Annotated in this window: 21 protein-coding genes and 1 pseudogene; 11 read left to right on the top strand and 11 right to left on the bottom strand. The window is 71.2% G+C overall.

Annotated features, from left to right (window positions below):
• Nucleotides 1-134: 134 nt before the first annotated feature.
• The 3 genes from BLV72_RS27900 to BLV72_RS27890 are packed head-to-tail and all read left to right on the top strand — an operon-like array spanning nt 135 to nt 2916.
• Nucleotides 135-719 (top strand): sigma-70 family RNA polymerase sigma factor, encoded by a 585-nt coding sequence (locus tag BLV72_RS27900; RefSeq protein ID WP_059141979.1) that lies wholly within the window; start codon nt 135-137, stop codon nt 717-719.
• Nucleotides 716-1492 (top strand): anti-sigma factor, encoded by a 777-nt coding sequence (locus tag BLV72_RS27895; protein WP_093465651.1) that lies wholly within the window; start codon nt 716-718, stop codon nt 1490-1492. Before BLV72_RS27900 ends, BLV72_RS27895 begins: the two co-directional genes overlap by 4 nt.
• Before the next feature lie 59 nt (nt 1493-1551).
• Complete coding sequence (locus BLV72_RS27890) at nt 1552-2916, top strand: cryptochrome/photolyase family protein (RefSeq protein ID WP_093465649.1); 1365 nt, start codon at nt 1552-1554, stop codon at nt 2914-2916.
• Between the two features lie 46 nt (nt 2917-2962).
• Here BLV72_RS27890 and BLV72_RS27885 read toward each other — a convergent pair whose 3' ends face one another.
• Complete coding sequence (locus BLV72_RS27885; RefSeq protein WP_093465648.1) at nt 2963-3274, bottom strand: 4a-hydroxytetrahydrobiopterin dehydratase; 312 nt, start codon at nt 3272-3274, stop codon at nt 2963-2965.
• 79 nt (nt 3275-3353) lie between these two features.
• On the opposite strand from BLV72_RS27885, the gene BLV72_RS27880 reads away from it, so the two are divergent.
• Nucleotides 3354-4157 carry a helix-turn-helix domain-containing protein gene (locus BLV72_RS27880; RefSeq protein ID WP_093470583.1) on the top strand — a complete coding sequence of 268 codons (804 nt, stop codon included), beginning with the start codon at nt 3354-3356 and terminating at the stop codon, nt 4155-4157.
• Here BLV72_RS27880 and BLV72_RS27875 read toward each other — a convergent pair.
• Both BLV72_RS27875 and proP read right to left on the bottom strand, forming a co-directional pair.
• On the bottom strand, nt 4144-4515 hold the full coding sequence (locus BLV72_RS27875; RefSeq protein WP_093465646.1) for a nuclear transport factor 2 family protein: 372 nt from the start codon (nt 4513-4515) through the stop codon (nt 4144-4146). The genes BLV72_RS27880 and BLV72_RS27875 overlap by 14 nt on opposite strands.
• Before the next feature lie 167 nt (nt 4516-4682).
• Nucleotides 4683-6146, bottom strand: coding sequence for a glycine betaine/L-proline transporter ProP (proP, locus tag BLV72_RS27870; protein WP_093465645.1), 1464 nt, complete (start codon nt 6144-6146; stop codon nt 4683-4685).
• A gap of 252 nt (nt 6147-6398) precedes the next feature.
• Here proP and BLV72_RS27865 point away from each other — a divergent pair, with 252 nt between their 5' ends.
• From BLV72_RS27865 to BLV72_RS27855, 3 genes are read left to right on the top strand one after another with little or no spacing between them, the layout of a single operon-like run.
• Nucleotides 6399-7262 (top strand): isocitrate lyase/PEP mutase family protein, encoded by an 864-nt coding sequence (locus BLV72_RS27865; protein WP_093465643.1) that lies wholly within the window; start codon nt 6399-6401, stop codon nt 7260-7262.
• A 16-nt stretch (nt 7263-7278) separates the two neighbouring features.
• Nucleotides 7279-7716 carry a hypothetical protein gene (locus BLV72_RS27860; protein ID WP_208905751.1) on the top strand — a complete coding sequence of 146 codons (438 nt, stop codon included), beginning with the start codon at nt 7279-7281 and terminating at the stop codon, nt 7714-7716.
• Between the two features lie 4 nt (nt 7717-7720).
• The gene (locus BLV72_RS27855; RefSeq protein ID WP_244321444.1) at nt 7721-8755 is read left to right on the top strand and encodes a bile acid:sodium symporter family protein; all 1035 of its coding nucleotides are present in this window, start codon (nt 7721-7723) and stop codon (nt 8753-8755) included.
• Between the two features lie 37 nt (nt 8756-8792).
• Here the strand turns inward: BLV72_RS27855 and BLV72_RS27850 are convergent, their stop codons facing one another.
• From BLV72_RS27850 to BLV72_RS27835, 4 genes are all read right to left on the bottom strand, one after another.
• On the bottom strand, nt 8793-9899 hold the full coding sequence (locus BLV72_RS27850; RefSeq protein ID WP_093465640.1) for a PP2C family protein-serine/threonine phosphatase: 1107 nt from the start codon (nt 9897-9899) through the stop codon (nt 8793-8795).
• A gap of 65 nt (nt 9900-9964) precedes the next feature.
• Nucleotides 9965-11368: an amino acid permease gene (locus BLV72_RS27845; RefSeq protein WP_093465638.1), complete on the bottom strand. Its 1404-nt coding sequence runs from the start codon at nt 11366-11368 to the stop codon at nt 9965-9967.
• A gap of 37 nt (nt 11369-11405) precedes the next feature.
• The gene (locus BLV72_RS27840) at nt 11406-13748 is read right to left on the bottom strand and encodes a phage holin family protein (protein ID WP_093465637.1); all 2343 of its coding nucleotides are present in this window, start codon (nt 13746-13748) and stop codon (nt 11406-11408) included.
• Nucleotides 13749-13913: 165 nt separating this feature from the next.
• A complete protein-coding gene (locus tag BLV72_RS27835) occupies nt 13914-14534 on the bottom strand; it encodes a methyltransferase domain-containing protein (protein WP_167746409.1) in 621 nt (206 codons plus the stop codon).
• 79 nt (nt 14535-14613) lie between these two features.
• Here BLV72_RS27835 and BLV72_RS27830 point away from each other — a divergent pair, with 79 nt between their 5' ends.
• From BLV72_RS27830 to BLV72_RS52090, 3 genes are all read left to right on the top strand, one after another.
• Complete coding sequence (locus BLV72_RS27830; RefSeq protein ID WP_093465636.1) at nt 14614-15327, top strand: AAA family ATPase; 714 nt, start codon at nt 14614-14616, stop codon at nt 15325-15327.
• A 109-nt stretch (nt 15328-15436) separates the two neighbouring features.
• Nucleotides 15437-15835, top strand: a complete 399-nt coding sequence (locus tag BLV72_RS27825) for a DUF3592 domain-containing protein (protein ID WP_093465635.1) — start codon at nt 15437-15439, stop codon at nt 15833-15835.
• A gap of 50 nt (nt 15836-15885) precedes the next feature.
• Nucleotides 15886-16329 (top strand): transposase, encoded by a 444-nt coding sequence (locus BLV72_RS52090; protein WP_425288403.1) that lies wholly within the window; start codon nt 15886-15888, stop codon nt 16327-16329.
• Here the strand turns inward: BLV72_RS52090 and BLV72_RS27815 are convergent.
• Nucleotides 16326-18737, bottom strand: coding sequence for an Orn/Lys/Arg family decarboxylase (locus tag BLV72_RS27815; RefSeq protein WP_093465634.1), 2412 nt, complete (start codon nt 18735-18737; stop codon nt 16326-16328). The two genes, BLV72_RS52090 and BLV72_RS27815, sit on opposite strands and share 4 nt — an antisense overlap.
• Before the next feature lie 179 nt (nt 18738-18916).
• On the opposite strand from BLV72_RS27815, the pseudogene BLV72_RS51110 reads away from it, so the two are divergent.
• Nucleotides 18917-19024: pseudogene (locus BLV72_RS51110) on the top strand (Scr1 family TA system antitoxin-like transcriptional regulator); the annotation flags it as partial.
• A gap of 77 nt (nt 19025-19101) precedes the next feature.
• Here BLV72_RS51110 and BLV72_RS27805 read toward each other — a convergent pair.
• From BLV72_RS27805 to BLV72_RS47405, 3 genes are all read right to left on the bottom strand, one after another.
• A complete protein-coding gene (locus BLV72_RS27805) occupies nt 19102-20271 on the bottom strand; it encodes an HTTM domain-containing protein (RefSeq protein ID WP_208905749.1) in 1170 nt (389 codons plus the stop codon).
• Between the two features lies 1 nt (nt 20272).
• Nucleotides 20273-20860 carry a DUF5819 family protein gene (locus BLV72_RS27800; RefSeq protein WP_143059813.1) on the bottom strand — a complete coding sequence of 196 codons (588 nt, stop codon included), beginning with the start codon at nt 20858-20860 and terminating at the stop codon, nt 20273-20275.
• A 70-nt stretch (nt 20861-20930) separates the two neighbouring features.
• The gene (locus BLV72_RS47405; protein WP_143059812.1) at nt 20931-21209 is read right to left on the bottom strand and encodes a hypothetical protein; all 279 of its coding nucleotides are present in this window, start codon (nt 21207-21209) and stop codon (nt 20931-20933) included.
• Nucleotides 21210-21274: the final 65 nt, after the last annotated feature.

The following is a 21274-nucleotide window of genomic DNA, read 5'->3' as shown; positions in this document are numbered from 1 at the left end:
GGCCTGTTCTCGGGCTTGCCCCCACGCCCGCCCTCGCGCGTGTTCGGAGCACCTTGACCAATCCGCACCCCTCCGGGCGACGAATGAGGTACGACACCTCCGTGTGCGCCGCATCGTTCCCGGAAGGACGGCCTGTGAGAGAACCCGTGTACATCGGCGGACCGGCCGCGCGCGGACCGGACCTCGAAGAGTTGCTCCAGATGGTGGCCCGGGGGGACCAGAACGCGTTCGGAGCCCTCTACGACGCCGTCAGCGGGCCGGTCCTGGGGCTGACGCGCAGTCTGCTGCGCAACCCGGCGCAGGCCGAGGAGGTCACCCAGGAGGTCCTGGTCGAGGTGTGGCGGTCCGCGGCGCGGTTCGAACCGGGCCGGGGCAGCGCCATGGCCTGGATCATGACGGTGGCGCACCGGCGCGCCGTGGACCGGGTCCGCTCGGCGCAGGCCGCCTCCGACCGTGAGGAGCGCGCCGCGCTGCTCTCCCGTACCCCGGCGTTCGACGAGGTGACCGAGCAGGTGGAGGCCAGGCTGGAGCGCGAGCAGGTGCGCCGGTGCATGCGGACGCTGACCGAGCTGCAGCGGCAGTCGGTGACGCTCGCCTACTACCGGGGCCGCTCCTACCGTGAGGTGGCGGAGCTGCTGTCGCTGCCGCTCGGGACCGTGAAGACCAGACTTAGGGACGGGCTCATCCGGCTCCGGGACTGCATGGGGGTCGGCGCATGACCAGGGCGGATCTGCACACCTTGACCGGGGCCTACGCGGTGCACGCCCTGTCGGGGCGGGAGTTGACCGAGTTCGAGCGGCATCTGGCGGTCTGCGACGCCTGCCGTCAGGAGGTACGGGAGCTGCGGGAGACCGCCGGGAAGCTGGCGGTGGCCACGGCCCTGACCCCACCCCCGACCATGAAGGACGATGTGCTGCGGCGGATCGCCACGGTCCGCCAGGAGCCGCCCCGGGTGGCGGCGCGGGAGGCCCGGGAGTCCCACGCCGGCCCCCGGCGGCGCACCGGGCGGCGGGCGCTGAACGTCGCGCTGGCGGCCTGTGTCGCCGCGGCCGTCGCGTTCGGCGGGGCCGCGGTGTGGCAGTACCGGCAGGCGTCCGACGCCCGCGACACGGCCCGCCGCTCCGAGCAGCGGGTGGCTCGGGCGGAGGAGGTGACCCAGGTGCTGGCCGCGCCCGACGCGCGCAGCCGCAGCGGCCGGATGACGGACGGCTCGACCGGCACGGTGGTGGTCTCGCGCGGGCTGAACCGGGCGGTGTTCCTCGCCTCGGGGCTGCCCGAGCCGCCCGCCGGGCGGATCTACCAGCTGTGGTTCAGCGACGGCGGCACCATGCGCCCGGCCGGTCTGATGGACTCCTCGGGCGCGAGCGCGGCGGCGGTCCTGAGCGGTGCGGTCGGGAAGGCGTCGGCCATGGGGGTGACGGTCGAGCCCGCCGGAGGGTCGAAGGCCCCGACGACCGATCCGCTGGTCCTGCTGACATTCCCCTCGGCGTGACCGGGCGACATCGGGCGTAATTCACCGATCTGCGGTGCCACGTGGGGTAAGGGAGAGGGATGAGCACGTCCCTCTCCGTCTTCACCTCCGATCTGCGGCTGTCCGACAACCCCGTGCTGCGTGGCGCGGCGCGCTCCGCCGAGCGCGTCGTTCCGCTGTTCGTCGTGGACCGCGGCCTGGCCGGGACGGGGTTCGCCGTCCCCAACCGGGTGGCGTTCCTCGCGGACGCCCTGGCCGATCTCGACGCGGGGCTGCGCGAGCGCGGCGGGCGGCTGGTGGTCCGCCGGGGCGACGCGGTGGCGGAGGTCCTGCGGGCGGCCCGGCAGGCGGAGGCGGACGAGGTGCATATCGCGGGCGGGGTGAGCGGCTACGCCATCCGCCGCGAACAGCGGCTGCGCGAGGCGCTGGAAGCGGACGGACGGCGGCTGCGGGTGCACGGCGCGGTGGTGACGGCGGTGGAGCCGGGCGAGGTGACCCCGGCGGGCAAGGACCACTTCGCGGTCTTCACCCCGTACTTCCGCGCCTGGCAGCGGGCCGGGCTGCGCAAGGCGCTCACCGCGCCGCGCACCGTGAGCGTGCCGTCCGGGCTGCGCTCGGAGCCGGTGGCGGCGATCACCTCGCTCGCCCCGGGCAGCCCCTCCCCCGGGCTGCCCGAGGGCGGGGAGACGGCGGGCCGCCGCCGTGTCCGCTCCTGGTGGCGGTCGGGGCTCGGGAGTTACGCCGACCGGCAGGACGATCTGGCGGCCGACGCCACCTCCCGGCTCTCCCCGTATCTGCACTTCGGCTGTCTGTCCCCGGTGGAGCTGGTGCACCGGGCGCGGGAGGCGGGCGGCGCGGGCGCCGACGCCTTCGTACGGCAGCTGGCCTGGCGGGACTTCCATTACCAGGTGCTGGCCGCCCGGCCGGACGCCGCGCACGCCGACTACCGCCCGCGGGGCGACCGGTGGCGCCACGACGAGGCGGAGATCGCGGCCTGGAAGGCGGGGCGCACCGGCTATCCGCTGGTCGACGCCGGGATGCGGCAGCTGCGCCACGAGGGCTGGATGCACAACCGGGCGCGGCTGCTGGTGGCCAGCTTCCTCACCAAGACGCTCTACCAGGACTGGCGGATCGGCGCCCGGCACTTCCTGGATCTGCTGGTGGACGGGGATCTGGCCAACAACCAGCTCAACTGGCAGTGGACCGCGGGCACCGGCACCGACACCCGTCCCAACCGGGTCCTCAATCCGCTGGCGCAGGCCCGGCGGTTCGACCCGGACGGCGCGTATGTGCGGCGCTGGGTGCCGGAGCTGGCCGAGGTGGCCGGCTCCGGCGTCCATACGCCCTGGCGGCTGCCGAAGGCCGAGCGGGACCGGCTGGACTACCCCGGCCCGATCGTGGACCTCCAGGAGGGGCTGGCCCGCTTCCGGGACGCCCGGGGGTGACGTCGGATCCTGTCGGGCCGGTCAGTCGGCGACGCGCGCCCGGCCGTCAGTCGGCGCGGGCGCCGTGCCGCGGGGCGATCTCCTCGATCCGTCCGGCGAGCTCGACGTCGAGCGCGGTCACCTTGCCCCCGGCGCTGTGGGTGTTCACCGAGACGCCGACCTTGTTGTAGCCGAGGGTCAGCTCGGAGTGGTGGTCGAGCTCCACCTGGATCGTGGCGATCTCCGCCACCATCCCGGCCGCCTGTGGATGCCCCTTGAAGACATACGTCCGTGAGAGCCGGTCGTCCGCGAACGACCAGCCGGGGAGCTGCCCCAGACGCTGCTGGATCTCCTGGTCGGTGAGCGGCTGGACTGCCATGACACATCCCTTCGTCGCGGGTGACCGGTGGCCCTTCCACCCTGCCATGCGAGCACCCGGCGTCGGCTACCTTCAGCTCATGACGACTGCCGCGCCGCCCCGGGTGGGCACACTGCTGCGCGAGTGGCGGGACCGCCGCCGGTTGAGCCAGCTGGAGCTCGCGCTGCGCGCCGACTCCTCCGCCCGCCACATCAGCTTCATCGAGACCGGCCGGTCGCGGCCCAGCCAGGAGATGGTGCTCCGGCTCGCCGACCATCTCGACGTCCCCGTCCGCGAGCGCAACGCCCTGCTGATCGCCGCCGGTTACGCCCCGCACTATCCGGAGCGGTCGGTGGACGACCCCTCGATGAGCGCCCTGCGCGCGTCGCTGGAGCGGCTGCTGACGGGCTACGAGCCGTATCCGGCGCTCGTGGTGGACGGCACCTACGGGGTGCTGGCGGCCAACCGGGGCATCGCGGCGCTTCTGGAGGGGGTGGCGGAGCATCTGCTGAAGCCGCCGCTGAACGCGATGCGGCTCACGCTGCACCCCGAGGGTCTCGCCCCGCGCATCCGCAACCTCCGCGAATGGCGTGGCCATCTGCTGGACCAGATGGACCGGCAGCTCGCGCTGATGCGCTCCTCGCCGCTGCGCGCGCTCTACGACGAGGTGGCCGCTTATCCGCTGCCCGAGACCGGCGGCCGGGAGACGGCGACCGCCGGTGACACCCCGCCCTTCGCCCTGCCGATGATGATCGAGCACGGCGGACGGGTGCTGTCGTTCATCTCGACGATCGCGACCTTCAACACCCCGATGGATGTCACGGTCTCCGAGCTGGCCATCGAGACGTTCCTCCCGGCCGACCCGGAGACCGCCGCCGCCCTGGGGCGGTTCAGCCGGTCGTAGGAACCCGGTCCAGGAAGCCGAGGACGGAGCGGATCCGGCCGTCCTCGGCCAGGGTGATCACATCGGTCGCGGCGACCGGGGCGGAGCCGTCGGTCGTGGAGACCAGCTCCCAGCTGAAGCGGGCCATGTGGTGGTGGCCGTCCACGGCGCCGGTGAGCCGGAACTCATGGCCGGGGAACTGCTCCTGGGCCCCGGCGATGACGGCGGCCAGCCGCTCATGACCCCGCGCCTCGGCCAGCGGGTCGGTGTAGTCGCCGTCCTCGGTCCAGGCGGCGGCGACGGCCTTGGCGCGGGCCTCGGGGCCGGTGGCGTTCCACGCCTCGAAGTAGCGGGCGACGGCGGTTTCGTACTGCGTCATGTGGTTACTCCTCCATGAAATCCCCTGGTGGCACCGGGTCCCGGACCGGAGGGCGCCGGCCCGGAACCCGATGGCTCAACCCTGCCGCCGTCGCGCGCGGGGGTCGATTACCGCCGAGGTAATGGAGGTGCGGAAGCCTTGGCGCACACCGCCCGGGGAAGGGGAACTCAGGAGCGCTGGGACTCCACGAGCGCGATGGCCTCCTCCTTGGTCGCCACGGCGGGCGGCGAGCCCTCCAGCGGCTTCCGCGCCGTCTCCTTCATCACGGCGGCGGCGATGATGCCGACGACGGCGGCGAGCATCGTGTAGTAGGCGGGCATCAGATCGTCCCCGGTGCTGCTGATCAGACCCTCGGTCACCAGCGGCGTGGTGCCGCCGAAGAGCGAGACGGAGATGTTGAAGGCGATGGAGAGCGAGCCGTAGCGCACGTTCGTCGGGAAGAGCGCGGGCAGCGAGGCGGACATCACGCTCACATACGGCAGCAGACACAGCCCCAGGAGCAGCAGCCCGGCGAAGACCGGGACCACCCCGCCCTGCTTGATGAGCAGGAAGCACGGCACGGCGAGCACCAGGAAGCCCACGGACCCGGCCATCAGCACGGGCTTGCGGCCGATGCGGTCGGAGTACCGGCCGACGAAGGTGATGGCCGCCATGAGCACGAGCATCACGATGATGATCGAGACCAGGGCGCTGGTGCTGCTGTAGTGGAGGGTGTCCGACAGATAGGTCGGCATGTAGGACAGCAGCATGTAGTCGGTGATGTTGTACGCGGCGACCAGCGCGATGCACAGCGCCATCGCGCGCCACTGAGTACGGAACACCTGCCAGAACGGCAGGCTCTCGCGCTCTCCCGCGTTGGTGGCGCCCTCGTCCTCCAGCTTCTGGAAGGCGGGGGTGTCATCCAGCTTCAGCCGCAGATACAGACCGACCAGACCGATCGGCGCGGCGGCCAGGAACGGAATGCGCCAGCCCCAGGAATTCATCGAGGAGTCGGCGAGGGTCACGGTCAGGATGGTGACCAGTCCGGCCGCCGCGGTGTAGCCGATCAGCGTGCCGAACTCCAGAAAGCTGCCGTAGTACCCACGGCGCTTGTCGGGCGCGTATTCGGCGATGAAGGTCGAGGCGCCGCCGTATTCCCCGCCGGTGGAGAATCCCTGGAGCATACGGAAGAGGATGAGCAGTGCCGGCGACCAGAAGCCGATGGCGGCATAGCCGGGGATCAGTCCGATGGCGAGCGTGCTGGACGCCATCATGATCATGGTGAAGGACAGGACCTTCTTACGGCCGATTCGGTCGCCCAGTGGCCCGAAGAACATGCCTCCCACCGGGCGGACCAAAAAGGCCACCGCGAATGTCGCGAGGGAGGAGAGCACCTGGGCCGTGCCATTACCGGACGGGAAGAACACTTTGCCGATGGTGACCGCGAGATAGCTGTAGATCCCGAAGTCGAACCATTCCATGGCGTTTCCCAGCGCGGCGGCCTTCACCGCTTTCCGGACGGTCTTCTCTTCGGTGACCGTGATGTCGCTCCGGCGCAGGCGAGGGTTCTTGCGTCGCTGGACAGCGCGCCAGAGCAGGTGGTGCCGGGAGGGCGCGGACGCGGAGGCTTCGACATCGGTTGGGACAGGCACGAGCAACTCTTTTCAGCGGACAGGCTTGTTGCGCATACCCCGCGAAGGCCGGGGCATGCCAGGCGTGTCGCAGACCACCCGGGAACGCGGGCCAGAGCGCTCAAGGGGTGTTCGACCCCAACCCGAGCCGGGCCGGGCATCTTCAGGGAACCCGGCGGGTTGCTTTACTGGTTTTTGGCCTTCCGTAAACCAAACCGCGCGGGCACATAACCATCACCCAACGCCAAAAGGCACCGAACTCAAGGGGACATCATGCTCTACGGCAATGCCCTCCGAAAGGCCATCAGTTCATCCGACACCACACCTCTCATCGGCATCTACGACATGTACTCGGCGTCCATCGCCGCACAGCACTACAACGGCTTCTTCGTATCCGGATTCGGGTTCGCCGCATCGCATTACGGGCTGCCCGACATCGGCTTCATCGCCTGGCCCGACATGCTCGCGTTCGTGGAGCGGCTGCGTCTCGCCTTCCCCGAGCACCATCTGCTCGTGGACATCGACGACGGCTATGTGGATCCCGAGGTCGCCTGTCATGTGGTGCAGCGGCTGGAGCGCACCGGGGCCTCCGGGGTGATCCTGGAGGACCAGCGGCGCCCGCGCCGCTGCGGCCACGCGGACGGCAAGCTGACCCTGCCGCTCGAGGAGTACCTCGACAAGCTCCAACTGGTGCTGAGCAGCAGGAAGGACATGGTGGTGGTGGCGCGCACGGACGCCACCGAGGAGCCCGAGATCCTGCGCCGGGCGGCCGCGCTCGCGGAGACCGACGCGGATGTCGTCCTCGTCGACGGGGTGCGCAGCGTGGAGTGGATCCGCAAGGTCCGCAAGGTCATCGGCGACAAGCCCCTGCTGTTCAACCAGATCGCGGGCGGGAAGTCGCCGCGGCTCTCGCTGTCCGAGCTGTCCGAACTGGGGGTGAATGTCGCCATTTACAGCACCCCTTGTCTGTTCGCCGCCCATGGGGCGATCGACGGGGCGCTGAGCGACCTCAAGACGGCGGACGGTCGGCTGCCGGACACCCGGGAGGCCGCGGCCATCGGGGTCAAGGGCGCCACGGAACTGCTGGAGAGGAACATCAGCAGGCACCACGGCCGCCGTCAGCCCGCCAGGGTCTGAGCCGGGGCCGCGCGGTATGCCCTCGACATTCCTCGGGCCCGGCCCCGGCCGGCGCCGTAAGCCCGGAAGAGACACCGGCTCGTCCCGTCCGTCCACGGCCGGGCTCATCCTCGCGGCCACCGCGGGCGTCCTGTGCGCGGGCGCCGCGGTCTCCGCCAAGGCGACGCCCGTGCCCGCGGGCAGCACCCCGCGGGACGACTGCGAGCCGGACGACACCCCCACGGTGGTCACCGGGCCGCACAACGGCCTCGTGGTCATCGACAACTCCGGTGCGGACTCCTGGCTGGAGGTCGACCGCACCCTCAACACCCTGCTGCTGAGCCGTGGCACGGCGGGCAGCGACCACGACGGGGGCGGCGGCGCCATCGACGTCGTGACCGGCGGCCTCACCGGTGCCAATCCGGTGCTGCCGCAGATCGGCCACCCGCCGTGGCAGGCCGGGAGCGGTGATTGACGTGATGCGGAAGTCCTGGCCGCTGTCGTGGCCGGGCCGGCTCGGGAGGGTGGTCGACCCCTATGTCGCCGCCCTCCTCGGGACGGTCGCGCTGGCGGCGCTGCTGCCCGCGAGCGGGGCGGCGGCCACGGCCGTCGGCGATGCCGCGGACATCGCGATCGGGCTGCTCTTCTTCCTCTACGGTTCGCGGCTGTCCACCCGCGAGGCGCTGAACGGCCTGCGGCAGTGGAGACTGCACCTGGTGGTGGGCGCGAGCACCTTCGCGCTCTTCCCGCTGCTGGGGCTGGCCGCGGGCGGCCTCGCCCCGTTCCTCCTCACCGACCGGCTCTCCACCGGGCTGCTCTTCCTGTGTGTCGTGCCCTCGACCGTCCAGTCCTCGGTCGCCCTGACCTCCACGGCCCGGGGCAATGTCCCGGCCGCCATCTGCGCGGGTACGTACTCCAGCCTGCTCGGCATGATCGCCACCCCGCTGCTCGCGGCGTGGCTGATCGGCTCGGACGTGCGCTTTTCGGCCGAGGGGCTGCTGGCCATCGCCACCCAGCTACTGCTCCCCTTCCTCGCCGGGCAGGCGATGCGCCGCTGGACCGCGACCTTCATCGGCCGCCACAAGAAGGCGCTCGCCCTCCTGGACCGGGGCTCGATCCTGCTCGTGGTCTATACGGCGTTCAGCCGTGGCATGACGGAGGGCATCTGGAACCAGATCACCTTTGCCCGGCTGTGCGCGCTGCTGGGGCTGGCCGCGGCGGTACTGGGGCTGGCCCTGACCGCGACGTCGTTCACCGCGCGGCGGCTGGGGTTCAGCCGGGAGGATCGCGTCACCATCGTCTTCTGCGGCTCCAACAAGTCCCTGGCCACCGGGCTGCCGATGGCCGCGGTGCTGTTCGGCGACGCGGCCGGGCCGGTGATCCTGCCGCTGATGCTCTTCCATCAGCTGCAACTGATGGTGTGCGCCGTCATCGCGGGCCGCTGGTCCCGCCGGATGCCGGAGGCCGAACCCGCTCCCGGCGGGCAGGTCCAGGTCACCGAGGCGACGGGGTAAGGGGGAGGGCGAGAGCGAGGGCGAGGAGGGCGGTGGCTCAGGCGCTGCGGGCGATCACCACGATGGCCGCGTCGTCGTTGACGACCCCGCCGGTATGCCGGAGCAGATCGGCGTGGAGATAGTCGACCAGCGCCTGTGGGCCGCCGCCCTTCCAGGCCGCGAGCCGTTCCGGGAGCGGATAGAAGGCCCCGCTGTCGTCACGGGCCTCGACGACCCCGTCGGTGTGCAGCACCAGCACATCGCCGTACTCGAAACGGAATATCTCGACCGGGTAGTCCCGCTCCGTCAGCACCTCCAGGCCCAGCGGCACCGCGGGGTCGCGCACGTCCAGCATCGCGACCTCGCCCCGGTGCAGCAGCAGTGGCGAAGGGTGCCCGCAGTTCACCATCCCGGCCACCGGGCCGTCGTCGTAGACGTCCAGCACCACGGCGGTCACGAAGGACTCCAGGAAATTCCGCTCGGCACCGCCGGTGTGGTGCCAGTTCCAGCACATGGCGCTGTCGATGTGGTCGACGATGCCCGGCAGTGAGAGGTTGCGGTACGCGGACCCCCGGAAGGCCCCGATCAGCACGGCGGCGTCGCCGATCGCGGCCATCCCTTTTCCCCGTACGTCCCCGATGACCAGCCGGGTCGCCCCCTCGGTGCGGACGGCCGCGTACAGATCACCGCCGATCTGCGCCTCCTCGTCGGCCGCGAGATAGAGAGAGGCGATCCTCAGCTTCCCGACCTGTTCGGGCAGCGGCCGCAACAGCACCTCCTGCGCCGCCACGGCCACCGTACGCACCTGGCTCAGCTTGCGTCGGTGCCGGTCGGTGACATAGCGGAAACTCGTCACCAGCCCCGAGATCACGATCAGGGCGAGGATCTGCGCCTGGTGGTTGGCGGTCGTCAGCCCGCCGTGGAACACACCGATCACGACCTGAGCCGCCACGGCGAGGGCGCCGATGGCGGCGGTTCCGCCCGCGCCCGCGAAGGACGCGGTGATCGCGGGGGCGGCGATCAGAAAGGGGCCGAGGTGCACGGTGGGCGGCGCGTGGAGGTCGACCACCGTGACCGCCAGGATGATGACGAGCGGGACGCCGAACAGCGCCCGACTCGATCGCGTTTCCCCACCGATGCGGGTGAGGTCTGGCGAAACGCGCATATCTCTTGCTTACACCCGATACGCACGTAACGCTGACCCGGACCGCGAGACGATCGCGGGTGCGCTCAGGCGACGCCGTCGGCCGTGACCGCCGGACCGGCTGCCGCGACCTCCGGACCTGCCGCCGCGACGTCGACGGCCTCCGCGTCCTCCGCCCGGCTGGTGCGCCGCGCCGCCATCCACACGTACACCAGCACACCGGCGAACAGGAACAGCACGCCCTGGTACACCGCCGCGTATCCGGCGCCGGCGACCAGCCAGAACGAGAAGCCGAAGCCCGCGAGCGCCAGCACCAGGTCCCGGACGAAGCGCCCGGTCCGCACCTCCTCGCGGCGCCCGGACAGCAGGAAGTACAGCTGCGCGCCCGCCGCCAGCAGATACGGGACCGTCGCCGAGAAGGTGGTGATCAGCACGAGGATCTCGAAGAGCCCGCTCGAACCCGAGGTGTAGTTGACCACGGTGAGCAGGGACGCCAGGAGCACGCCGACGACGACGCCGAAGGTCGGCACCCCGCGCCGCCGGGTGGCGAACGCGGCCGGAAAGAGCCCGTCCCGCGCGGCCGCGTACGGGGCCTGCGCGCTCATCAGGGTCCAGCCGTTGAGCGCGCCGACGATGGACACCACGGCGGCCAGCGCGATCAGCGTGGGGCCCCAGCCCCCGCCGAACATCGCGTCGACCGCGTCCGAGAAGGGGGCGGTGGAGCCGACCAGGTCCTTGTGGGCGACGGTGCCGAAGACCGACACCGTGCCGAGCAGATAGACCACGGCCGCACCGACCGTGCCCAGCACACTCGCCCGCCCCACATTGCGCTCCGGGTCCCGGACCTCGCCCGCGCTCATCGAGGCCGACTCCACGCCCACGTAGCTGTAGAGCAGGATCGCGGCCGCCGCCGACACACCGCCGAGCGCGCTGCCGCCGCTCGCGTTGAACGAGCCGAGGTTGTGCGGGTCGAAGAAGAACAGCCCGACGATGGCGACGAAGAGCAGCGGGATGAACTTCAGCACGGTGGAGACCAGCTGCACCGCCCCCACCCAGCGCGTCCCCGCGAGGTTGGCGAGCGCGGGGAGCCAGAGCGCCAGCAGCGCCACGGCCAGGTTCATGCCCTTCGTGTCATGGCCGGGGACCAGCACATGCACATAGCCGACCGCCGCCACCGCGAGCGCCGCGTTGCTCACCCAGGTCATCGTCCAGTACGACCAGGCCGACAGGAAGCCGGCGAAGTCGCCGAAGGCCGCGCGGGCGTGCACATACGGTCCGCCGGTGCGGGGGTCGCGCTCCGCGAGCCGCCCGAAGACCAGCGCGAGCGCGATGGCGCCCAGCGTCAGGACGACGAAGGAGAGGAGACTGAGGGTGCCGAACGGGGCGACGGAGGCGGGCAGCAGAAAGATGCCGCCGCCGATGATGTTTCCCATGACGAGTGCGGTCGCCGTGGGCAGGCCGAAGCGGCGGGAGTGGGGCTGGTCGTGCATATGAGTATGGTCACCGAGCGTGTAGGGTGCACCCAAATCACCGGGTTTTGTTCGGCACAACCGGGCTGACCGCGGTAAATGGTGCGGCGGGGGCGCCGTCCCACCGGGAATCCTGCACCGTGCGCGGCGCGCCGGACGCCCTCGGCAGCCCGGTGTCGACCGGTACCTCCACCTCCGTCGGACCCTGCGCGGCCGGGGCCTGCACCGCCGGGCCCGCTCCCGTCAGCGCCTCGGCCGCCGTCGGCGCATACGTCTCCCCCGTGGCCGCTGTCTCCTTCTCCGGCACCTGGGGCCCGTCCGCCTCGTCCAGCCAGCGCCGCAGCACCCGGTGCACCCGCTCCGCCCCGACCAGTTCCTCCCCCGCCGCCACCGGCGGGGTCAGCTCGGCCGGCCACAGCAGAAAGGGATGCCCCTGCTCCCCGCCGAGCCCGCCGTGCGAGCCGATCTGCTCCTCGAAGGCGTGCACCGTGCCGCGCGCCGGGTCGTAGGCGGAGTTGACCATGATGTCGGGGGTGTTCCGGAAGTGCGCGGTGCGCCGTACGGCGGCCTCGGCGCCGGGCCCGAACACCGTGAGCGGGCTCGCCCCGAAGACCTCCCCGGTGTCCAGACGGTGCTCGGCGCCCTCGGCGCCCAGCACCACCGCGCCATGTGCCTCGGACCGTACGAGCAGGAAGCCCACCCCGGGGTGGTCGGCGAGCGTGCGCAGCAGCGCGGGGTGGCGGGCGTCGATCTGCTCGCGGCTCATCCGCCCCGGCACATCGGGGAAGGAGACCAGGCCCAGATTTCCGGACGCGAGCACGATCGGATCGGACGCGGGGGCGGCGCCGCCCGCGACACCGGCCGTGTCGCCGACCCCGCCGACCCCGGCGCACCGCCCGTCCCCGTCGACCTCGGGCTTCTCCGGCCGGTGCAGCGCCGCCCGCCCCGCCTCGCGCGCCTCGGCCCCGCTCGGGGTCCGCCCGGCCTTCCGCGATACGGGCAGACCGCAGCCGACCCGCACCAGGTCCTCCAGCGTCAGCCCGTACGCCCCCGCGAAGGTCTCGCCGGGGCTCTGCCCGTGGTCGGACAGCAGCACGATCCGGTAGTCGCGCGGGGCGCGGTCGGCGACCTTGGCGATCAGCGCGATGGAGCGGTCGAGCCGGGCGAGCACCTGCCGGGCGTCCCGGCTGCGCGGCCCCGAATGGTGGGCCACCTCGTCGTACGCCACCAGATCGGCGTAGATCGCGGTACGGCCCGAGAGGATGTCCCCCATCACCGCCGTCACCACGACGTCCCGCTCCACGACCGTGGCGAACGCGCGGATGAACGGATACAGCCCGCCCCGCTTGACCCGGGGCGTCTCGCGGCGCAGCTTGGCGCGCGTGGACTGGCAGATCTCCCGGACGACCTCGGCCAGGAACGACACGGCGGTGCGCGTCGCGTTGGCAGGGTCGGCGAAGTAGGCGAAGTATCCGGAGCGGGAGCGGTTGTGCGGACCGCGTCGCGCCGCGACCGAGAGGACCAGGGCCAGCTGATCGGCGCCGCCGGTGAAGAGGTTGCCCCGGCTCGCCCCGTCCACCGTGAGGAGTCCGTCGTGTCCGGCCCGGGCGGCGGCGCGGCGCTGGAGCACCGCCGCGCTGGTCGGCCGGTTGCTCACCATCACCTCCCCGCTCTTCTTCTCGTACCAGCGGAAGGCGGGCACATCCTCGTTGGAGCCGTGCAGGATGCCGAGTTGGCTGGCGCCGGTCTGGCTGGACCAGTCGGTGCGCCAGGGCGTGACCTTGTGGGTGCTGCGGATCAGGCGCGCGACGGTGGGCATCACCGCGGGCCGGTTGTCGCGCTCACGCAGCGCCTCCCGCAGCACGGCGTGCCCCACCCCGTCGAGCTGCAGAAACACCGTCCCCGGGGGCGCTTCGCTCCCGCCGTCCTCACCGAGCCGCCGCCTGCGCCGCCCGGCCAGCCGGGCCAGCCGCCGCCGGTACGCCCCGTCGTCCCGCACGGTCAGGAAGGTGCTCGTCGCCGACGACGCGGCGGACATCACGGCCGCGACCACGACGGCGGTCTCCGGCTCGACGGTGCCGCGCCCGTCCGGGATCAGGCTGATCGCGATCAGCAGCATCGAGCCGTTGAGCACGAACACCAGCAGCCCCAGCACCAGCGCGGGCATCAACAGCAACGCCCGTACGAGCAGCGGCCACACCAGCGCGCTGAGCACGCCGAAGGCTCCGGCGCCGATGGCCGCCGTGATCGCGATCCGCGTCGCGCTGTCACCGCCGTCGGACTTCAGGCGAAAGTCGGGGAGGATCCCGGCGAGCGCCAGCATCGTGAGCGTGGACACCGCCCACACCGCCGTCACCCGCAGCAGGGCTCCCCCCACCGTCTTCCATCGGGGCTTCTGCACGCCGCGGCCTCACTTCACGTCACCGGCCCGCACCATGCGCGCGAACCGGCTTCAAGCGTGGCACAGCGCCCGCGCGACCCGGCGGACGGCGGGTTACCAGGACGGATCGATTCCACTTACGGCAGCCCATGAGTCGGCCAGGAGCACGCCTCCTCACGCCCCGCTCTACGGAAACCAGGAATCGGCCGGATCGTCCAGCCACACCCGCTGAGGGTGTGGTCCGGCCCGCCGCAATGCGGTACCCGGAGCCCCAGCACGAAGGGGAGGGCGGCGTACGGCGGGGTGATGAACTCCCCCTCGGGGATGCCGGTGGTCGAGGTGTCGGCGCCGCCCTCGCCCCCGCGCGGGGACGTAGGCATGGTGCGGCGGCAGCGACAGCCGCCGGCCGCGCAGCTTCATGAACTCGACGGGGCCGGTGAAGCGCCCCGATGCCGTCCCGTCCTCACGCACCATCAGCCGGGCCACGGCGTCCGCAGGGGTGTAGTGCGTGCCCCAGGGGGCGACGATCAGGCCCCCGGGCCGCGTCTGCTCGATCCATGCCCCGGGGATCTCCCGAAGCCCGACGGTGGCCAGGACCCGGTCATACGGCGCGCCGCCCGCACAGCCCTTCGCCCCGTCGCCGACCACGGCCTCCGGCCGCGACCCCGCTGCGGCCGGCCGTTGGCGTGCGTGACGCGACACGGCGGGATCCACCTCGACCGTGGTGACCTTACGGCCGCCACAGCGATGCGCCAACGCCGGCGCGGGACACGCGGCCCGGCCGGGCCGGCCGCCCTCGAACGTCATGCGGCCTCTCCCTAGGGCGAGCCGCCGGAAACGCGCTCGAGCCCGGCCCTGCCTGACAGCCCTGTGAGAGACTCGGCCGATGATTATCGAACGTGCGTACGCACACCTCGACGCCGACTCACGCGAGGAGGAGAGGTGGCCCTGGTCCGTGCCCTGTGTACGCGGGCTGCTGGCGGACGGGCTGCACTTCACCGCGCCGGTGACGTTTCTCGTCGGGGAGAACGGGTCGGGCAAGTCGACGCTGGTGGAGGCGCTCGCGGAGGGGTTCGGGCTGGACCCGTACGGCGGCTCGCACGACTGGCAATACGCCAGCCACCGCCCCAAGTCGGCGCTCGGCGAGCGGATCCGCTTCGACGCGGCGCCGCGCGGGCGGCGGATGCTGGGGAGTTGGGCGGCGCGCAAGGGGTTCTTCCTGCGGGCCGAGACCGCGTTGGACGCGCTGGACCGGGAGGGTTTCGCCCCGCATGCGGTCAGCCACGGCGAGGGGTTTCTCGCGGCGTTCCGGGATAAGTTCCTCCAGCCCGGGCTGTACGTCATGGACGAGCCGGAGGCGGCGCTCTCCTTCGCCTCCTGCCTGGAGCTCATCGGCCACCTCAACGAGTTGGTGAAGAACGGCGCCCAGGTCATCTGCGCGACGCATTCGCCGCTGCTGACCGCACTGCCCGGTGCGGACATCGTCGAGGTCGGCGAGCACGGGATGCGGCGGGTGGCCTGGAGCGAGCTGGCCCTGGTCGACCACTGGCGCCGCTATCTCGCCGATCCGCGGAGCTATCTGCGGCACGTCCTGGATTGACAGCGTGCCCTCTGCGGTGAGGCGGCAGGAACCGCGACAACTCGGCGCATCGTCCATTCCCGTAACGGGAGACCCATGAAGAGCCGTACGACGCGGAGGGAAGGCGACCGTGTGGTTGCTGTGGCTGTTTCTACTCACAGGTCCCGTCATCATCGGGATCGGTATCCGCGAGGCCGCGCTCCAACGCCGCCTGCTACGCGAGGGGATCCGCACCGATGGCCTGGTGGTCCGCCACCGCGTCACGCACAGCGTGGGCAAGAAGCCCGTCTACTTCGCGGTGGTCAACTTCCAAGACGCACAGGGCAATCAGCATGAGTTCGAGTCCAACCTCTCCGGAGTCGGGGGCCTGCCCGTGAGCGGCCGGGCCCCGGTGCGCTACCTCCCCGGCGCCCCGAAGAGCGCACGGCTCGACCTCTCCTCGAAACGGATCGGGGGCATCGCGCTCGTTCTCGCGATCGGCATCGTGTGGACGGTCCTCCCGATCTGGTTGCTTTCCAGCGGCCGTTGACCGCTAGGGTCCGTTGCGAAAGTGGATCTTGGTCGTGGTGATCACGTTCCGTGGGGTGGGGTGATCTGACGGATGGCCAGTGGGCCCGGCTGGAGCCGTTGTTGCCGCGGGGCATCAAGCCGGGCCGTCCGCCGGTATGGACTCGGCGGCAGCTGATAGACGGCATACGGTGGCGGACCCGGACCGGTGCTCCCTGGCGTGATGTGCCAGAACGCTACGGGCCGTGGGACCGGGCCTACGACCTGTTCCGGCGCTGGCAGCGCGATGGCACCTGGGCCCGGATCGTCACCCAGCTCCAGGCCGAGGCCGACGTGAAGGGCCTGATCACCTGGGATGTGAATGTTCGGGCCGGTCCTGGAGGCGATTCGGGTGCCCCGACTCGGTCCTGGCCGGCCTCGCAGTCGACCGGAAGCTCGCCGTCCGCTGCGAGGCGACAGTGCTGGTCGCAGTCCTCAACGAGTGGCTGTGACCAGCACTTTCCCAAGAGACCCTAACCAACACGCCCGGGCGAGTGCCCCGGCATCTGCCCCGCGCCCTGGATCAGGCACTCGATCAGGTAGTCGCCCGTGTCCTCGTCGTTGGTCACGCCGTGGGTCTCGCTGCGGAAGCCGGGGAAGCGGCGGTCGAAGGACTCCAGGGCGGTGAGATAGCGCAGCAGCGGGCCGTCGGGTGCGCCGATGGACTCGCCCGGCATCAGGACCGGGATGCCAGGCGGGGTGACCGTCACCATGGCGGCCGCTACCCGGCCCGCCGCCTCCGAGATCCGGACCCGCTCGGTGTCACCCCGCACCAGCCGCTGGTAACAGTGCTGAGGTGGCGCCACGGGCTGCGGGAGCTGCTGGAAGGCCGTGTCCAGAAGCTCCACCAGGCGCACCGAGCGCAGTTGCTCGTGCATCTCCTGGCACAGCCCGCGCAGGGTCAGGCCCGCGTACCGGCGGGGATGCGCGGCGACGGCCTCCGGCAGGACCCGCTCCAGTGGGGCGTCGGCGTCGTAGAGGGCCTTGAAATCCGTCAGGGCGTCCAGCAGGGTGCCCCACTTGCCCTTGGTGATGCCCATGGAGAACAGGATCAGCGTGGTGTAACTGTCGGTCTTCTCCACCACAATCTTCCGGGTGGCCAGATAGGCGGTGAGCACCCGGGCCGGGATGCCCTCCTCGGCCATCTCGCCGGTGGCGCTGATCCCCGGACAGGTCAGCGTGACCTTGACGGGGTCCAACATGCAGTGGCCCTCGGTCAGCCCGGGGAAACCGTGCCAGTCGGCGCCGGGCTCCAGCAGCCAGCAGGACTGCTCGGTGCGCAGCAGCTCCGGCGGAGCTTCCTCGAACGGCAGCCGTTCGCCGGTCGCCGGGTCGGTGACCGTGTCCGGCTGCCACACCCCGAAGAACCACGGCGGCCGGTCCCCGGCGCTCTCGATCCGCCGTCGCAGGCGCACCATCTCCTGACGGAAGCGGATCGCCTCGGTCACCGCCTCGTCGATCAGCCACTCGCCCTGCGGGCCGTCCATCATCGCCGTCGCCACGTCGAGCGAGGCGATCATCGGGTAGAGGGGCGAGGTGGTGCCGTGCATCATCAGCGCCTCGTTGAACCGGTCATGCTCCACCGGTGCCCGCGGTGCGGATCGCATGTGCACCATCGCGCTCTGCGACAGCGCCGCCAGCAGCTTGTGCGTGGACTGGGTGGCGAACACGGTCGGGCGGTCCGGGCCGGGGAAGGCATCCTCGTCCACCGACATGCCGTAACGGCCGGCGTAGAGCGGGTGGAAACGGGCGTACGCGAACCACGCCTCGTCGAAGTGCACCCGGGGCGTACTGGCGGCGAACGCGCGAGCGGTGGCTACGGCGTCGTAACTCAGGCCGTCGTAAGTGGAGTTGGTGAACACCGCGTACTGCGGGTGCGGGGACACCGCGCCCTCGGTGAGCGGATGCGCGGCGATCCGGGCCGCCACCGCGTCCGCGGCGATCTCGGCCGGGGGCAGCGGTCCCGCCAGGCCGTAGCCGTTACGGGTGGGGACCAGGTAGATCGGCCGGGCACCCGAGACGACCAGGCCGTGCAGCACGGACTTGTGGCAGTTGCGGTCCACCAGCGCGATCTCGTCGCGGGTGACGCTGAAATGGCCTACCAGGCGATTGCACGTCGAGTCGCCGTGCAGCACGAAGTAGGTGAGTTCGGAGCCGAACACACGGGCCGCGTTGCGCTCCGCCTCGCCGATCGGGCCGGTGTGCTCGAACAGCGAGCCCAGTTCCTCGACCGAGATCGACAGGTCGCTGCGCAGCAGCCGCTCTCCGAAGTAGTCGTGGAAGGCGCGTCCCGCCGGCGACTTGAGGAAGGCGACACCGCCGGAGTGGGCCGGGGTGTGCCAGGAGTATTCGTGGGCGTCGTCGAAGCGGCGCAGTGCCCGGAAGAACGGCGGCAGCACGGATTCCCGGTAGGCGTGGGCGGCGGTGGTGATGCGGCCCGCGATGAAGCCCGGGGTGTCCTCCAGCGGCCAGACGTAGCCCACGACCGACTCGGACACCCACAGCGGCAGGTCCCCCAGGCCCTCGTCGGCCATCACCAAGAAGACCGGCAGGTCCCGGAATCGGCGGCCGATCCGGCGCAGCACAGCGCCGCCGCCTGGGGTCCCGTCGAGGGTGCTGCCCGGCCGGGCGAGTGTGCCTCCCGGCGCGGCGAGCGCGGCGCCGGGCCCGTCACCGGCGGCCCTGGGAAGGTCCCAGGTCACCAGCGCCGCCGCCAGACCAGCCTCGGTGCGCAGTACCGCGTCCGCGTCCTCCGCCGTTACCGCCCACCGGACTTCGAAGCCGCCCGCCTCGATCGCGTCCCGGATCTTCCGTAACTGCTGGGCCTCGGCGCCCTCACCCCGAGGGTGTTCCGGTACCGCGACCAGGATCCTGCTGTCGGCCATGCGCTCTCCCGCCCTCCACGGCGGCGCCCCGGCCGCCCCGGCCAGTGTCCTGGCGGCGCACCGGGCAGAACGGCGGCCGGGACGGCAAACCACCGCTATGGCGGAAACCGCCGTCCCGACGTTGACTTTCGCAATACGCCCTACCGGCTGGACCGCAGGCCCTTTTCGACCGCGAGCCGATGGCAGTGGTGAGTGTGATCCTCGACGAGCCCACGCTTCGACGTCAGCTCGGCGGGCCGGAAATCATGCGCGCGCAATACGCATATTTCGTCGAGTGCGCAGCCCGGCCCAATGTGGTCATCGATCAGGTCCCAGGCCCTCGGCCCGGATCAAAACCCCGACGGTCCCCGCCTCCACATACCCGCTACCGCCTGGGCCGACTTCCTGAGCTTCGCGAGGGCTTGAGAAGCGCCGTCGGCAGGAACACCGCGTCACAGACGACCATGGCCGCCGACAGGAAGGGCAGGCCGAGCAGGACGGCGATTCCGGCATGTTCGAGGATCATCACCGCCAGTAGCGTGATCTTGAGGCGGCGGTAGCCGAGCACGAAGGGGAAGGCCACCTGCATCACCACGGTCCCGTAGCCCAGCAGGACGATCAGGAGCATATGGCTCGCGAGGAGGCTGCCGAGTCCGGGCCAGGGGCTGAAGTAGTCGAGGTGCAGGGCGTAGTGGAGCCCGCTGCCGTCCTGCCAGCGGGTGCCTTGGACCTTGTACCAGCCCGCTGTGGCGTAGATGAGGCAGACCTGGGCCGCGATCACCAGCATCGCGCAGTTGTGCAGCATCGTGGTCATCGCGTCGAGCAGTTCACGCGACCACGCTCCCCGCGACCATCGGCGGGCCGCGTACCAGAGCCCCTGGCAGCCCCAGAACGTCCACAGCACCGCCGCCCAGGCGGTCCCCTGAAAGCCGTCCGACACCCACAGGAGGGCGACCCCGAGGATCTGCCACATCACGAACCCGGCCCTGTCGACCCGGCCGTTCCTGCGGTTGCGGCGGTCGCGGCGCGCGTCGAGGGACCAGACGGCTCCGCATCGGGTGAACGCGAGGTAGATGGCCATCACGCCGATCACGTTGTCCCCGCCGTCCCCGATGAGCGGATTGCGGTTCTGCAGCGAGAGAACGGCGATCAGGAACAGAACCGAGGTGGCCCGGGTCCGCCAGCCGAGCATCAGCAGGGCCGCCACCAGGATCGCGCCGTGGTAGACGGCTTCGAACCACCAGCGTCCGGGGCTCCAGGTCAGCACGGTGAAGGAGTGGTTCTCCGTGAGCAGGCGGGCCGCCATGTCCAGCGCCCAGGGGCTGCGGTCCCCGTACAGCACCCGCCGATGCGGCCACTCCCGCAGCAGAAAGGCCAGCACGAGTCCGGCCAGGCCGATCCGGAACAGGGCGCACTGATACCGCGCATGCGAAGCGCAGGCGAAGGCGATCGCCCTGGCCGTCGCCGCCCGCCATCGGCCTTCGCCGGAACCCGGGTCCGCCGAGGGGACGGCGACAGGCCGCGTCGGGGGGTGGGTGCGGTGGTCGATGCTCATGTCACAGCCCCCTGCGGTCCTGGTCCTTCACCGGCCACCACGGCAACGTACGGTGGCGGGCCCTTTGCGCGGACGACGTCCGGTCGCTCCAGCTCGGTGGAGGCACCGGCCTGGCGGTGACGCGCACTTGTACGGAGACGGCCCGCTCCCCGTGGAGTCGCCCCGCAAGGCGCTGAAGCGCGATCCGCTTGAGATAGTCGGCGAAGAGGATTCCCCGCATGCCGAGCGGAACGTCCCGCCGGCTGTGGGAATTCTGGTAGAAGTTCCACGCCAGACGCAGCATGTTCTGATGCGTATGACTGGGAACGGGGTTGTGCCGGATGGCCTCGACGTCCCGAGACGTCAAATCGGCCCATTGCCCCGTACGGGGATTTCCGGATTCCCGGGCAGTCCGCACCCTGGCCTTCACGACGACGTTCTCATGGAGCGGCTCGGGCGCGAACAATTGCCAGCCCTGGCTGAATTCCGGATAGACATGCCCGTTGATCACATGGGCATACCGGCTCTTCACCGGATTGTCCGGCGTAACGGCCAGAAAGAGCGTGGCGAGGTGCCAGCACGCGGCGGCGAGCAACACGACGGCGGCCACCGCCAGAACCACGAGGGACCGGAGGGACCGGCCGGGGCCGGTCCCTCCCATGTCGGCCACGGGCGGTCCCCTAGCCGCGGGTGTTCTGGCAGTCGGAGCCCAGACCGCCGGCCGGCGCCGGCTGGGCCGGGGTGCTGCTGCTGCCTCCACTACTCGTTCCGGGTGCTCCCAGTGGCCCGAATCTGGATTCGCACGCATTGCGCTGATCCGTTCCCGAACCGGTCAGACCGCCGAAGAACTCCATGGGAAGGACCGGCCACTTCTGGGCCTGTGCCACGTTGACGCCGCCGAAAAGCAGGGCGCAGGCAACGGAAGCGCCCAGCACCACCACGCGAATAGCCTTCTTCACCAGACCACCTTTCTCGAAAACTCATAACTCGGTCGGCCAATGCTGCCCCGCAGCCTGCCGAACGG

This window comes from Streptomyces melanosporofaciens (assembly GCF_900105695.1).
Taxonomy (GTDB): Bacteria; Actinomycetota; Actinomycetes; order Streptomycetales; family Streptomycetaceae; genus Streptomyces; species Streptomyces antimycoticus.
This window is presented reverse-complemented; position numbering and strand designations above follow the sequence as displayed.

Bases quoted from the DNA above. Each gene is read 5' to 3' on its own strand.
- BLV72_RS27875 (WP_093465646.1), bottom strand. From the start codon at position 4,515: ATGACGCAGTACGAAACCGCCGTCGCCCGCTACTTCGAGGCGTGGAAC.
- BLV72_RS27890 (WP_093465649.1), top strand. From the start codon at position 1,552: ATGAGCACGTCCCTCTCCGTCTTCACCTCCGATCTGCGGCTGTCCGAC.
- BLV72_RS27860 (WP_208905751.1), top strand. From the start codon at position 7,279: ATGCCCTCGACATTCCTCGGGCCCGGCCCCGGCCGGCGCCGTAAGCCC.
- BLV72_RS27830 (WP_093465636.1), top strand. From the start codon at position 14,614: ATGATTATCGAACGTGCGTACGCACACCTCGACGCCGACTCACGCGAG.
- BLV72_RS27895 (WP_093465651.1), top strand. From the start codon at position 716: ATGACCAGGGCGGATCTGCACACCTTGACCGGGGCCTACGCGGTGCAC.
- BLV72_RS27855 (WP_244321444.1), top strand. From the start codon at position 7,721: ATGCGGAAGTCCTGGCCGCTGTCGTGGCCGGGCCGGCTCGGGAGGGTG.
- BLV72_RS27815 (WP_093465634.1), bottom strand. From the start codon at position 18,737: ATGGCCGACAGCAGGATCCTGGTCGCGGTACCGGAACACCCTCGGGGT.
- BLV72_RS27850 (WP_093465640.1), bottom strand. From the start codon at position 9,899: ATGCGCGTTTCGCCAGACCTCACCCGCATCGGTGGGGAAACGCGATCG.
- BLV72_RS27880 (WP_093470583.1), top strand. From the start codon at position 3,354: ATGACGACTGCCGCGCCGCCCCGGGTGGGCACACTGCTGCGCGAGTGG.
- BLV72_RS27835 (WP_167746409.1), bottom strand. From the start codon at position 14,534: ATGACGTTCGAGGGCGGCCGGCCCGGCCGGGCCGCGTGTCCCGCGCCG.
- BLV72_RS27805 (WP_208905749.1), bottom strand. From the start codon at position 20,271: ATGAGCATCGACCACCGCACCCACCCCCCGACGCGGCCTGTCGCCGTC.
- BLV72_RS27845 (WP_093465638.1), bottom strand. From the start codon at position 11,368: ATGCACGACCAGCCCCACTCCCGCCGCTTCGGCCTGCCCACGGCGACC.
- BLV72_RS27885 (WP_093465648.1), bottom strand. From the start codon at position 3,274: ATGGCAGTCCAGCCGCTCACCGACCAGGAGATCCAGCAGCGTCTGGGG.
- BLV72_RS27865 (WP_093465643.1), top strand. From the start codon at position 6,399: ATGCTCTACGGCAATGCCCTCCGAAAGGCCATCAGTTCATCCGACACC.